Origin of the sequence: Vibrio sp. La 4.2.2, from assembly GCF_027586995.1 — a bacterium.
In the GTDB taxonomy this organism is placed as follows: domain Bacteria; phylum Pseudomonadota; class Gammaproteobacteria; order Enterobacterales; family Vibrionaceae; genus Vibrio; species Vibrio mediterranei.
Genome location: NZ_JAPPTJ010000013.1, coordinates 23,475 through 35,873 on the forward strand (window position 1 = coordinate 23,475; position 12,399 = coordinate 35,873).

Below are 12,399 nucleotides of genomic sequence, written 5' to 3' on the forward strand. Positions count from 1 at the left end.
TGTTTAGCATGAAGCAAAACAACCCCAACATAGTATGAATTCGGTAGGAGATAACGTGAGCTCAGCATCAAAAGTACATTGGCATTCTGAAGGCCAGGGACCCGATATCGTTTTGCTTCATGGCTGGGGCATGAATGGCGCGGTATGGTCCAAGTGCAGTGCCGAACTGGCTCAGTCTTTCACCGTGCATAGCGTTGATTTACCCGGTTATGGCTTCAGTCATGATGTTGAGTATCAGTCCCTTGAGCAGTTTTGTGAGTTGTTACTGGCGGATGCTCCCGACCAAGCCATTTGGTTGGGTTGGTCTTTAGGCGGGTTAGTGGCGACTCATATAGCTCATTATTATCCGCAAAGAATCTCGCAGTTGGTGACATTAGCAAGCTCGCCCAAGTTCTCTGAAGGTGAACAGTGGCGCGGGATTAAAAAGGATGTACTAGCTGCATTTACGGAACAGCTAACTGAGAACTTCAAGCTAACCATTGAACGATTTATGGCACTGCAAGCCATGGGCAGTCCAAGTGCTCGTCAAGATGTGAAACAACTAAAAGAGGCGGTGTTATCGCGACCTATGCCTTCTCAAGAAGCGTTGATGCTAGGACTGAATTGGTTGGACTCCCTCGATCTGCGTCAACAGTTGGGAGAACTATCGATGCCAGTTCACCGCTGGTATGGTCGATTAGATGGTTTGGTGCCAGTGCGTGTTGCAAAACAGCTAGATGAGCTCACATCCGGTCATCAATCACATGTATTTAAGGATTCTTCGCATGCTCCGTTTATTACCGAGCAAAGCGGTTTTATCGACAAGGTGCAGGCGCTAGTTCGCTGATATTTGCAGGATTTTTACACAAAATCGGTAAAGCTTTATGCATTTTGTCCGATACTGTATTGAGATGATTGACGATAATTCAATCGGTTAAAGATAAGGCTAAGTGTAGAGGTATTGGCTGTAATCACTCATTACAGAGGAGAGTGACCATGATAGTGTCACCCAACAGTGTAAGTGCCCCGGTTATTGCACCGTCCGTGAATCCGCAGACAGAGCAAGTGGCTCGTGACAACAAAGTGAGAGAGCCGATCATCGCTCCCGTGGAACTGGCGAGAACCAATGCTGAACGACGCATCAACGAAGATGAAAAACGCCGTAAGCGCAGCGCCTGGGATCCTGCTGAGCACCCAGAGTATGAAACGGAAGAAGAGGATTCTCAGCCGCATAATCCGGTAGAAAATTGGTTTCGGTTATTGTCGCTAAATACCTATAGTCAGTCGCAAGGGAAAGGCTATGCTATGCGCTTTCGTTTACCGAAGAAAATAGTCGATGCAGCGATACTCGAAGGGAAGATGGCCAAACGTCGCACCGTGATTCGTTATCATTATGGCCATGCAGTAGCGCCTAATACACCCTCTGATATTCTTGCGGTCACTTAGTTGAACGGTTCGATATAACGTGAATTAAAAAGAGCACCTTAAGGTGCTCTTTTGTTATTGATAGAAACTACTTTTTCGCCTTGGCAAACGCCGCTGCGAATGCGCCACCCATGGCGCTATTACCGGATTCCTGACGAGGTTTGTGTTGACGCTGTCCGCCTCGAGGCTCTCTCGGCTTTTGAGATGAGCTGCGGCTAGTTCTGTTATCTTGTCCAGGTTCATCGTTTAAACGCATAGACAGGCCGATGCGTTTACGGGCAGCATCGACTTCCATTACCTTAACTTTAACGATGTCACCTGCTTTAACTACTTCGCGAGGGTCGGCGACAAACTTATCCGTTAGAGCTGAAATATGTACCAATCCATCCTGATGTACACCAATATCCACAAAGGCACCAAAGTTAGCGACGTTAGACACCACACCTTCTAGCACCATGCCGGGTTCTAAGTCGGAGATCTTGTTGACCCCTTCAGCAAAGGTTGCAGTCTTAAACTCAGGTCGAGGGTCACGGCCTGGCTTATCCAATTCGCGGATAATATCGGTGACAGTTGGTAAACCAAATGTCTCGTCGGTGTAATCAATGGCGTTAATAGACTTCAAAAAGCTGCTATCACCGATAATCGTTTGCACTTTACGGCCAGTTTTCTCAGCAATTGTTTTGACCACTGGATACGCTTCAGGGTGAACCGAAGAGGCATCAAGAGGGTTTTTGCCATTCATGATGCGAAGGAAACCTGCGCACTGTTCAAAAGCTTTAGGACCTAAACGGGCGACTTTCTTCAAGGTTGTACGGGCTTCGAAGCGGCCATTTTCATCACGATAGTCGACAATGTTTTGCGCCAGTGTCGATGAAAGTCCTGCTACTCGAGTGAGTAGCGCAGCTGAGGCCGTATTTACATCAACCCCAACTGCGTTTACGCAATCTTCCACGACTGCATCTAGACGTTTAGCTAGCATGGTTTGACTTACATCGTGCTGATATTGACCAACACCAATAGACTTAGGGTCGATTTTCACCAGTTCAGCCAGTGGGTCTTGCAGTCGGCGTGCAATAGAGACGGCACCACGTAGTGACACGTCCATGTTTGGGAACTCTTTGGCAGCAAGTTCCGAGGCTGAGTACACTGAAGCGCCAGCTTCGCTGACAATAATTTTCTGAACTTTAAGATTGCCACGTTTAATCACATCGGCAGCAAAACTGTCTGTCTCACGTGAGGCGGTTCCGTTACCAATCGCGATTAGGTCGACATTGTATTGACGCACTAACTGCTCAATAACCTGTGCTGACTTATCGTATTGCTTTTGCGGTGGATGAGGGTAGATGGTCTCTGTTGTTAACACTTTACCTGTAGTGTCGACGACAGCCACTTTACAGCCTGTTCTCAAACCAGGGTCTAGACCTAGTGTTGCTCTTGGGCCAGCTGGTGCGGCCATCAGAAGGTCTTTCAAGTTTGTGGCGAATACGGTAATGGCATCGACTTCAGAGCGTTCTTTGAGCGCGCCCATCAGTTCGGTTTCCATATGCATCGATACTTTGATGCGCCATGCCCAACTGATGACTTGTTTGCGCCAAGCATCCGCTGGGGCTTGGCTTAGATGAACACCGTAATGCTCTGCAATGATGGTTTCACAGTGAGACTCGCGCGCGTTTTCTTGATTAGCTGGATCGGCGTTGAGGGATAATTGCAAGAAGCCTTCATTGCGGCCACGAAGCATGGCTAGTGCACGGTGAGACGGAACTTTGCTGATGGCTTCGTCGTGTTCAAAATAGTCTTTGAACTTCTCGCCTTCGTGTTCCTTGCCTTGGACCACTCGAGCGCTAAGTTCCGCATTACGGTTTAGGTAGTGACGAATTTTCTCTAATAGGTCGGCATCTTCAGCGATTCGTTCCATGATGATAGCGCGTGCACCATCAAGAGCGGCTTTGCTATCTGCGACACCTTTTGACTCATCAACGTACTGTTGGGCAGCGTCTTCCGGAGTGTTATTTGGTTGATTCCAAAGCAGATCCGCAAGTGGCTCTAGTCCTGCTTCAATGGCAATCTGCCCTTTAGTGCGACGTTTTGGCTTATATGGTAGATACAGATCTTCAAGACGCGTTTTGTTATCGGCGTTTTCGATTTCAGTGCGTAATTCGGCACTGAGTTTGCCCTGCTCATCAATGGATTTCAGAATTGTCTGACGTCTTTCGTCCAATTCTCTTAGATAACTAAGGCGAGAATCCAAAGTACGTAATTGGGTGTCGTCAAGCCCGCCTGTTACCTCTTTTCGGTAACGTGCAATGAAGGGTACGGTGTTGCCGTCATCAATCAAAGTGACAGCAGCTTCAACTTGCTTAGTACTGACGCTCAGCTCTTTAGCAATCAGTTGACAGATAGCTTGGCTCATCCGTGTATTCTCTTGTTGTGTGTTAGGGAAAGGAAGGTCCTTTCTTCGATATCTATAGGATATAAGGGCTTGAGCTAAGTTTTGCAATTGCTTGGTTATTTTTCTCTATCACTTAGCCGTGAAACAATTCAGTAATTTGCTAATTTATTGATAATCGCGTGGATATTCCGTTAATTTTCTGTAAAGTTAAAGAGAGTTGGCAATGAATTACAGTGACCGTTGTCTCAAGACAAACGGGGTATTAAAAGTCGGTCAATGAATGGATGTATTAAAATGAATAGAACAGCAACTAAGTTGGCGTTAATTCTCGCCTCAATGACCAGTGGGTGGGCTATGGCTGCACCAGATCTCTCTACTACTCAAGCACCTGTACTTTCTATCGAAGATAAACTCGTCTTAGGTCGCGTTGAGAGTGTGTACTATCAAGATATTGATGCACTTAAAGGTATTCCTTTTGTTGGCAAGATTGATACCGGTGCGGACACTACATCGATGCACGCTGAAGATATCCATGTCACCAGCGACAACCCAAAGTACCAAGGGTTAACTGATGAGAAGCTGTTGCAGACCATCGTAGATGAGTATGGCGGCTCTGCCAGTGACTGGTGGCTAGAAGAATTTGATAATGAAGAACGAAACTTCGGTGGTATGGTGACTTTTACGCTTCGTCATCCATACACCGGAGAGAAAATCACTATGGAGCGACCTTTGACGCGCACCAGTGTGATTCGTAGCCGAACCAGTGCGACACCTATCTATCGCCCTGTGATTACCCTGCCGCTGACCATTGCAGGTAAAACAGTAGAAACCGAAGTGAACTTAACTGACCGAAGTGGTTTTAGTGCTCCTATCTTAATTGGTAAAACATTCTTAGCTGACAATGCCTGGGTCATGGCTGGTTACGACTATTTGCAAGAACAGAAAGACGCTCAAGTTATTGGTCGTCGTGAGTCTGGTGAAGTTGATGGTGTGCCAGTCGATGTAAGCCTATCTTTGCAAAATAACTACAGCATTCTTAATGCTCAGAATGTCGAAGTAAATAAAAAAGATAACAGCGTGAGCTTTGACTTAGCGGGGAAAGAAAACGCGAAAAAGCGTGTGACGTATCCACTGGTGAAAATGCTCTCTGTCAGTGGTAATGAATACCCAGTTGTTTTTGTGCCTTTCAAAGGTGGTAAAGACTTTGAGCAGACGATTCAGGTGTATTTAAAAGATCGCTCCAAATATGGTACTCAGCTTCGATTGGGTCTAGATACACTCAGTAAGAACTTTATTGTCGATACGGGTGCCAAAGATAAGCTAGACAAAAAGAAGCAAAGCTTTGAGTCTCGTATGAAGAATAAACCGCTGGTGGTTTCTCCTGTGGAAAGTCTGATTCTTGATGGCTACAAGTTAAACGCTGAGCCTTCTTTTGCGGTTAGCACGCCGTTATTAAAAGTCGCTAGCTTTGAAATGATTGAAGCTAAAGGTCGTGATAAAGTGGAGTACTACTTATCTAACGACCAAGGTAATGAAGAAAAAATCCGCAAGACCATTCTTCGTAAAATCAAAGTAGGTGATACGGTGCGTCCTGTTGTCGACGGTGAGTTCATTGTTGGCGACAAAGAAGTGACAGTTGAATTTGCTTTGGAAGCGTTGGATAGTGATGAAGGTGAAGAGCCTTATTTCATCATAGGCAAGAAAGCGACGAAAGCTGGTGTCTTGGTGAATACTCGAAGCGAAAATCTGCTGGACGCCTATCCTATCTTTACCGCAGGTCATATTGAGAATGCAACGGTAGAAGGCTTGAAGTTCCCTGTGAAACTTGATACCGGCGCTGATGTTAGTTCAATGAATGCATTGGATATTAAACAGTTCAAGAAAGACGGTAAAGACATGGTGACCTTCACTTATGCCAATGATATGGGGATGAAACAAGAATTCACCCGTGAAGTGGTGGATGTAATGCGCATCAAAGCGAAGGCGGGTGAAAAAGCCAATGTACGCCCAGTGGTTGAAATGCGGGTGAAACTTGGCGATGTCGAGAAGACGGTTCGAGTCAACCTACAAGACCGCTCTCGTTTCCACTACAGTATGATTTTAGGGAAAAACTTCCTTAAGTATGGTGTGGTGGTCAGTAGTGATGAGAACTTCCTTTTAGGAAATGATATCGGCAGTCACTAACTCAAACGTGAGCCAATAAAAAACGGCAGCGCCTAGGCGCTGCCGTTTTATTTTCTAGAGATTATTGCTGTTCATCTTTTTTATTATCAGCATCGAGTTTCTTTTCTGAATCTGAGTTGTTGTCGACCTCTTCGTATTCTTCATCATCAGAACCATCGATCATACTGTGCTTCTCTTTCCAGTGTTCCCAACGCTGGTAAGCCAGTTCTTGCATGTCTGTGGTTTTGTCTGCTTCGTCGACGATCTCTTGGCCTAGTAAGTGCTCAAAAATATCTTCTAACGTAATGATGCCCTGTATGGTGCCATATTCATCCACAATCATTGCAATCTGTAGGCGTGCAGCCATCATTTGCTCAAAGGCTTTAGGCAACATAATCGTGTTAAACAACACGTGGATAGGGCGCATTACAGAGCCTAACTGCTTTTCCCCACTGCCTTGTTGCTGCAACTTAAACAATTCCAGACGGTGTACAAACCCGAGGATATTGTCTTTTTGTTGGCTATAGACCAGTGGACGAGAGAACGGAGTCTCTTTGTGTTGGTCCAAGAATTCATTGATGGTCATTTCAGCTGCAACGCGGAAAACCACCGGGCGCGGTGTCATAACTTGCGTTACCGGGATATCTTGAATATTAAGAATATTGTTCAAAATATTGGATTCACCCTCAGCAAACTCACCACTTTCTTTTGCCAACATCGCCATCGCAGACAGCTCATCACGCATCTTTGGCGCTTCATGACCACGAGCCAGACGCTTAGTGATTTGCTCAGAAAACCAAACAAATGGAGTTAGTGCCCATACCATCCAACGTAAAATCGTGGCTGCGGTAGGAGCAAGCTGACGCCAGTAGGTTGCACCAATGGTTTTCGGGACGATCTCTGACAACACTAAAATACCTAATGTCAGTACCGCTGAGAAAACGCCTAGCCATTGACTACCAAACACTTTAGCAGCTTGTGCACCTGCCGTTGCTGCACCGATAGTGTGCGCGATAGTGTTAAGTGTCAAAATAGAAGCCAATGGTCGATCGAGTTCAGCTTTAAGCTTGCTAAGCTTTTCTGCTGCAGGGTGTTCTTGTTGGCGAAGCTGAGCCAGGTAGCTTGGTGTAATACTAAGTAACACCGCTTCAAGCACAGAACAGATAAAAGAAACACCGATAGCGATCGCTATGTAAACCGTTAAAAGAAACATTCATTTCCTAATATGTGCACACATCAACCTAACTTTGCTGCAAATGAGCCTGTGCATTGTTGGTGAGTGCTTAAAAAACAGTAGCCGCGCAATAGATTTATCAGGCTTATTAATTGTGCGGCAGTGCATTTATGGGACTTTATGCAATAAATTACAAGGTTTCAAACTCAATCTTCACGTAACAAATTGTGAGTTATTGCTCATAAAACGGTTAAATCTCGGTCATAAGTGAGAAAGATCGGCTACAAACCTTTGCCAGATGGGGGCTTTATGATTTAGAGTGGGCTCTAACTCGATAACATGAAGAAGGGAAACCTAATGAACAAGACCCAATTAATCGACTTTATCGCTGAGAAAGCAGACCTATCTAAAGCACAAGCTAAAGCAGCGCTTGAAGCGACGCTTTCAGGTGTTTCTGAAGCGCTAACTGAAGGTGACCAAGTTCAACTAATTGGTTTTGGTACGTTCAAAGTAAACCACCGTGCAGCTCGCACTGGTCGTAATCCAAAAACTGGTGAAGAAATCCAAATCGCTGCAGCGAACGTTCCAGCTTTCGTAGCTGGTAAAGCGCTAAAAGACGCAGTTAAATAATTTCTACAGCACCGATGAGTTTTCATCGGTGCTGTTTTCCTTCCCCTGCGGTTGATCGATAAACGTGTTAGCCGATGTAATGCGCTTATCCATCAATCTCTCCCCAATACTCTGAATTGAAGTGAACGCCTTGTCATTCACGCTGTCCTACAGTAAGTAGAAGCTGTTGTTTGCCTACGTTGCTTTTGTTTGAGGTTATAGACATCAATGAAGAAAACTCTGTTGGTATCACTATTAGTTGCAACGCTCGCTGGTTGCTCTTCTTCTCCGTCACCATCTCTGAATCAGTATTCGGAATACACAGGTGGTCAAACGTTAGGGGATGCAACGAGCTTGTATTGGTATACCGAGCGGCTGACAAAACCGTTCAGTGCTGCTGACTATGTCAATATGAATGACTATGGTTGGTATAAGTCCAATTATCGTTGGAGCGGTGACACACTGCGTGAGTTTGTGCGAGAAGGGGTACAGAATGAGCTTGAGTCAGGTTCAGTCAATTACCGTATTCACGTGCGCTTTAATAAAGATGGCGAAGCTATTTATCAACAATACCGTCGAAATGGCAAAGTCCTACCTATTAAACGTGCTCAGTTAGAAAACTACCAACGTGAAGCTGACTTACTTGTGGAAAGAGTAAAAGAGCAGGATAGTGATGGTTTAGAGCTTATCCAAGGTCATTGGGATGGAAAATCGTTGGAAACCTGTAGCGGTATTGAATTTAACAATATTAAGTTTGAACAGAGTTTGCCAGACTTTGTTGTGCAGCGTTTGGCGGAAGTGGAAAGCTATGTCGCGTTTTTAGGCAGTACTCGACTGACTGGAGCAAAAGTAGAACAATTGCTAATGCTTTCTGATGGTTCGACCGATTGCATTAAACGTCCAGTGCTTGCCACTGAATAACCAGCACAAGGTGACTAGACTACAGAATAAAAAAAGGCGCTCAATTGAGCGCCTTTTTGCTACCGTTCGATAGAGCGAAAGCTACTCGCCTTGCTCGCGTGCAATGGCACGATAGCCGATGTCGTTACGGTGGAACATGCCGTCCCAGCTGATTTTTTTGGTTAGCTCATAAGCACGTGCTTGAGCTTCAGATACAGTGTTGCCCAGTGCAGTTGCACAGAGCACTCGACCACCGTTAGTCACAACATTGCCGTCTTTGTCTGCTGTACCTGCGTGGAATACTTTCTCGCCTTCCACTTCTGTTGTTGGTAGACCAGAGATAACATCGCCCTTGTTGTAAGACGCTGGGTAGCCACCTGCCGCTAGAACGATACCGATAGATGCACGTGGATCCCACTTAGACTCGACTTGGTCTAGCTTCTTGTCGATTGCAGCTTGGCAAAGCTCAACCATGTCTGATTGCATACGCATCATGATAGGTTGTGTTTCTGGGTCGCCGAAACGACAGTTGTATTCGATAACTTTAGGCGTACCGTCTTTGTCGATCATTAGACCCGCGTATAAGAAACCTGTGTATGGGTTTCCTTCTGACGCCATACCGCGAACCGTTGGATAGATAACTTCTTCCATGATGCGGTTGTGGATTTCTTGAGTAACCACTGGAGCAGGTGAGTATGCGCCCATACCGCCAGTGTTAGGACCTGTGTCCTTATCACCAACACGTTTGTGGTCTTGGCTCGTTGCCATTGGCAATACGTTTTCGCCATCAACCATCACGATGAAGCTTGCTTCTTCGCCATCTAGGAACTCTTCAATAACCACGCGGCTACCAGCGTCACCAAATGCGTTGCCAGCTAGCATGTCTTTGATTGCATCTTCTGCTTCTTCAAGCGTCATCGCAACGATAACACCTTTACCAGCAGCAAGACCATCAGCCTTAACAACGATTGGTGCGCCTTGCTCACGAACGTAAGCCAGTGCAGGTTCAATTTCCGTGAAGTTAGCATAAGCGCCAGTTGGGATAGCGTGACGAGCTAAAAAGTCTTTGGTGAATGCTTTTGAGCCTTCTAGCTGAGCTGCAGCTTGAGTAGGACCAAAGATCGCTAGACCCGCTTCTTGGAATGCATCAACCACACCAATCACAAGCGGTGCTTCAGGACCAACAATCGTTAGCTCGATGTTTTTATCTTTTGCAAACGCAACTAGACCTTGAATGTCTTCAACATCAATCGCAACGTTCTCTAGCTTAGACTCAAGCGCAGAACCTGCGTTGCCTGGTGCTACGAAAACAGTTTCAACATTTGGATTCTGAGCCACTTTCCAACCCAGAGCGTGCTCACGACCACCAGCACCAATAATTAGAACGTTCATTTAATAATCCTTTCAAAATTTGGATTACTCTAAGCAGTTGGTGTTGCAGCGCTAATGTGGCTACAGCACCAAATGCGATGAGTAATTAGTGACGGAAGTGGCGCATGCCTGTGAAGATCATCGCCATGCCATGCTCATCAGCGGCTGCGATAACTTCGTCATCGCGCATAGAGCCACCTGGTTGGATAACGCACTTGATACCAGCTTCTGCTGCAGCGTCAATGCCATCACGGAACGGGAAGAACGCATCTGATGCCATTACGCAGCCTTCAACCTGCAGACCTTCGTCAGCAGCTTTGATACCAGCAATTTTCGCAGAGTACACGCGGCTCATTTGACCAGCACCTACGCCGATAGTCATGTCGCCTTTCGAGTAAACGATCGCATTGGATTTCACGTATTTAGCCACTTTCCAGCAGAATAGTGCATCTTTCAGCTCTTCTTCGGTCGGTTGACGCTTAGAAACTACTTTAAGGTTATCAAGTGATACCATGCCTTGGTCACGGTCTTGAACCAGAAGACCACCGTTAACGCGCTTAACGTCAAAACCGTTTGTTTTAGTTGTCCACTCGCCACACTCTAGTAGGCGAACGTTTTTCTTAGCGGCAACCACTTCTACTGCTTCAACTGAAACAGAAGGTGCGATAATCACTTCAACGAACTGACGCTCAACAATGGCTTTCGCTGTTTCTGCATCTAGCTCTTGGTTGAAGGCGATGATGCCGCCAAACGCTGATGTTGGGTCAGTTTTGTAAGCGCGGTCATACGCTTCAAGGATGTCTTTACCCAGTGCAACACCACATGGGTTTGCGTGCTTAACGATAACGCAAGCTGGTTCATCAAACTCTTTCACACACTCAAGTGCAGCGTCAGTGTCAGCGATGTTGTTGTAAGACAGCGCTTTACCTTGAATTTGGTGAGCGGTAGATACAGACGCTTCTTCTGGGTTTGCTTCTACGTAGAATGCAGCGTCTTGGTGGCTGTTTTCACCGTAGCGCATGTCTTGTTTCTTCACGAACTGTTGGTTGAACGTACGTGGGAATTTAGACTCTTCATCACCCTCTTTGTTCTCACCGTAAGATGGAACCATAGTACCGAAGTAGTTAGCGATCATGCCGTCGTAAGAAGCTGTGTGCTCGAACGCAGCGATAGCTAGGTCAAAACGTGTCTCTAGAGTCAGAGACTTTTTGTTTGCGTCCATTTCAGCAATAACGCGGTCGTAGTCGTGTGCGTTAACAACGATAGTCACATCTTTGTGGTTTTTCGCAGCAGAGCGAACCATAGTTGGACCACCGATATCAATGTTCTCAACGGCGTCTTCTAGCGTGCAGCCTTCTTTAGCAACCGTCTCTGCGAATGGATAAAGGTTAACGACAACCATATCGATAGGGTTGATACCGTGTGTTTCCATAACAGCGTCGTCTTGACCGCGACGACCTAGCACACCACCATGAACTTTAGGGTGCAGAGTCTTGACGCGACCATCCATCATTTCAGGGAAGCCTGTGTAGTCAGATACTTCAGTTACTGCGATGCCTTTCTCTGCAAGTAGGCGAGCTGTACCACCTGTTGATAGGATATCAACACCACGTTGTGCTAGCGCTTCGGCAAACTCAACAATACCAGTTTTGTCAGATACGCTGATAAGAGCGCGGCGAATTGGACGAGCGTTATTCATGCTTCTGTCTTCCTCAAAATCACGGAGTTAACGTTGCTGTGTGTAGGTGTTTATACCTACGGCATAAAGATAGTTGCCAAAATAGCGTGGCTTGCACCATCATAAGGACAGGTCACTAATACTTTGGCAATTATCCTTGAGCAAAAAAGCATCATTTATGTCGATGGCGCGTATTCTAACCAATCTATTACAAAAAAGCTCGCGCAATCGTTTGGCATCGCAAAAAAAAGTGCAAAAAAAAGGATTATAGGCCAGTTTTGTAACAAAGAGGTTAATTTAAACGGTTATGTTTCAGATAGGTGAGTTAGCAAAACGCTGCAAAGTCACAGCGGATACGTTGCGATTTTATGAGAAAAACCAACTTATCGCTCCCGCAGGGCGCAGTGAATCGGGGTATCGTCTTTATAATGAAGAGAGCCAAAAGCAGGTTAGCTTTATTTTAAAAGCCAAAGAGCTCGGCTTGAGCCTAGACGAAATCAAAGAACTGCTAGGCATTAAACTTGAAGCTACCGAGCATAGCTGTGCAGAGGTGAAAGCTATCACCTCTGCCAAACTTAGCATCATCGATGAGAAAATAGCGGAGCTAACACGTATTCGGACCGCGTTGAAAAAAATCAATGACGCGTGTTGTGGGCATAGTCATGATGCCAGTCATTGCTCTATATTAGCGGCGTTGGAATAACCACACCT

At 45.9% G+C, this 12,399-nt stretch carries 10 protein-coding genes and 1 pseudogene; 6 read left to right on the forward strand and 5 right to left on the reverse strand.

Annotated features, from left to right (window positions below):
• Positions 1–34: 34 nt before the first annotated feature.
• Together bioH and OH456_RS22305 are read left to right on the forward strand one after the other, a co-directional pair.
• Positions 35–826: a pimeloyl-ACP methyl ester esterase BioH gene (gene bioH, locus OH456_RS22300; protein WP_006073396.1), complete on the forward strand. Its 792-nt coding sequence runs from the start codon at positions 35–37 to the stop codon at positions 824–826.
• 149 nt (positions 827–975) lie between these two features.
• Positions 976–1,425 carry a hypothetical protein gene (locus OH456_RS22305; RefSeq protein WP_006073398.1) on the forward strand — a complete coding sequence of 150 codons (450 nt, stop codon included), beginning with the start codon at positions 976–978 and terminating at the stop codon, positions 1,423–1,425.
• A 67-nt stretch (positions 1,426–1,492) separates the two neighbouring features.
• Here the strand turns inward: OH456_RS22305 and OH456_RS22310 are convergent, their stop codons facing one another.
• A complete protein-coding gene (locus OH456_RS22310) occupies positions 1,493–3,814 on the reverse strand; it encodes a Tex family protein (protein ID WP_270034285.1) in 2,322 nt (773 codons plus the stop codon).
• A 273-nt stretch (positions 3,815–4,087) separates the two neighbouring features.
• Here OH456_RS22310 and OH456_RS22315 point away from each other — a divergent pair, with 273 nt between their 5' ends.
• Entirely contained in the window at positions 4,088–5,977 is a 1,890-nt protein-coding gene (locus tag OH456_RS22315; RefSeq protein ID WP_270034286.1) for a putative ATP-dependent zinc protease, read from the forward strand.
• 61 nt (positions 5,978–6,038) lie between these two features.
• Here OH456_RS22315 and OH456_RS22320 read toward each other — a convergent pair whose 3' ends face one another.
• The gene (locus OH456_RS22320; protein ID WP_006073403.1) at positions 6,039–7,169 is read right to left on the reverse strand and encodes a CNNM domain-containing protein; all 1,131 of its coding nucleotides are present in this window, start codon (positions 7,167–7,169) and stop codon (positions 6,039–6,041) included.
• 318 nt (positions 7,170–7,487) lie between these two features.
• On the opposite strand from OH456_RS22320, the gene hupA reads away from it, so the two are divergent.
• Complete coding sequence (gene hupA, locus OH456_RS22325; protein WP_006073404.1) at positions 7,488–7,760, forward strand: nucleoid-associated protein HU-alpha; 273 nt, start codon at positions 7,488–7,490, stop codon at positions 7,758–7,760.
• A gap of 207 nt (positions 7,761–7,967) precedes the next feature.
• The gene (locus OH456_RS22330; protein ID WP_006073405.1) at positions 7,968–8,660 is read left to right on the forward strand and encodes a DUF1481 domain-containing protein; all 693 of its coding nucleotides are present in this window, start codon (positions 7,968–7,970) and stop codon (positions 8,658–8,660) included.
• Positions 8,661–8,741: 81 nt separating this feature from the next.
• Here OH456_RS22330 and purD read toward each other — a convergent pair whose 3' ends face one another.
• From purD to OH456_RS22345, 3 genes and pseudogenes are all read right to left on the reverse strand, one after another.
• Positions 8,742–10,031: a phosphoribosylamine--glycine ligase gene (gene purD, locus OH456_RS22335; protein ID WP_171390024.1), complete on the reverse strand. Its 1,290-nt coding sequence runs from the start codon at positions 10,029–10,031 to the stop codon at positions 8,742–8,744.
• 85 nt (positions 10,032–10,116) lie between these two features.
• Positions 10,117–11,709, reverse strand: coding sequence for a bifunctional phosphoribosylaminoimidazolecarboxamide formyltransferase/IMP cyclohydrolase (gene purH, locus OH456_RS22340; RefSeq protein WP_270034288.1), 1,593 nt, complete (start codon positions 11,707–11,709; stop codon positions 10,117–10,119).
• Positions 11,710–11,865: 156 nt separating this feature from the next.
• A pseudogene (locus OH456_RS22345) lies at positions 11,866–11,964 on the reverse strand (phosphoribosylamine--glycine ligase); the annotation flags it as partial.
• A gap of 31 nt (positions 11,965–11,995) precedes the next feature.
• Here OH456_RS22345 and zntR point away from each other — a divergent pair.
• Positions 11,996–12,391 carry a Zn(2+)-responsive transcriptional regulator gene (gene zntR / locus OH456_RS22350; protein WP_124940521.1) on the forward strand — a complete coding sequence of 132 codons (396 nt, stop codon included), beginning with the start codon at positions 11,996–11,998 and terminating at the stop codon, positions 12,389–12,391.
• The last annotated feature ends 8 nt before the right edge of the window (positions 12,392–12,399 follow it).

What these genes read in the sequence shown, in the direction of transcription:
- OH456_RS22320 (WP_006073403.1), bottom strand. Translation starts at nt 7,169, where the DNA reads ATGTTTCTTTTAACGGTTTACATAGCGATCGCTATCGGTGTTTCTTTT.
- zntR (WP_124940521.1), top strand. Translation starts at nt 11,996, where the DNA reads ATGTTTCAGATAGGTGAGTTAGCAAAACGCTGCAAAGTCACAGCGGAT.
- OH456_RS22310 (WP_270034285.1), bottom strand. Translation starts at nt 3,814, where the DNA reads ATGAGCCAAGCTATCTGTCAACTGATTGCTAAAGAGCTGAGCGTCAGT.
- purH (WP_270034288.1), bottom strand. Translation starts at nt 11,709, where the DNA reads ATGAATAACGCTCGTCCAATTCGCCGCGCTCTTATCAGCGTATCTGAC.
- bioH (WP_006073396.1), top strand. Translation starts at nt 35, where the DNA reads ATGAATTCGGTAGGAGATAACGTGAGCTCAGCATCAAAAGTACATTGG.
- hupA (WP_006073404.1), top strand. Translation starts at nt 7,488, where the DNA reads ATGAACAAGACCCAATTAATCGACTTTATCGCTGAGAAAGCAGACCTA.
- OH456_RS22330 (WP_006073405.1), top strand. Translation starts at nt 7,968, where the DNA reads ATGAAGAAAACTCTGTTGGTATCACTATTAGTTGCAACGCTCGCTGGT.
- OH456_RS22315 (WP_270034286.1), top strand. Translation starts at nt 4,088, where the DNA reads ATGAATAGAACAGCAACTAAGTTGGCGTTAATTCTCGCCTCAATGACC.
- purD (WP_171390024.1), bottom strand. Translation starts at nt 10,031, where the DNA reads ATGAACGTTCTAATTATTGGTGCTGGTGGTCGTGAGCACGCTCTGGGT.
- OH456_RS22305 (WP_006073398.1), top strand. Translation starts at nt 976, where the DNA reads ATGATAGTGTCACCCAACAGTGTAAGTGCCCCGGTTATTGCACCGTCC.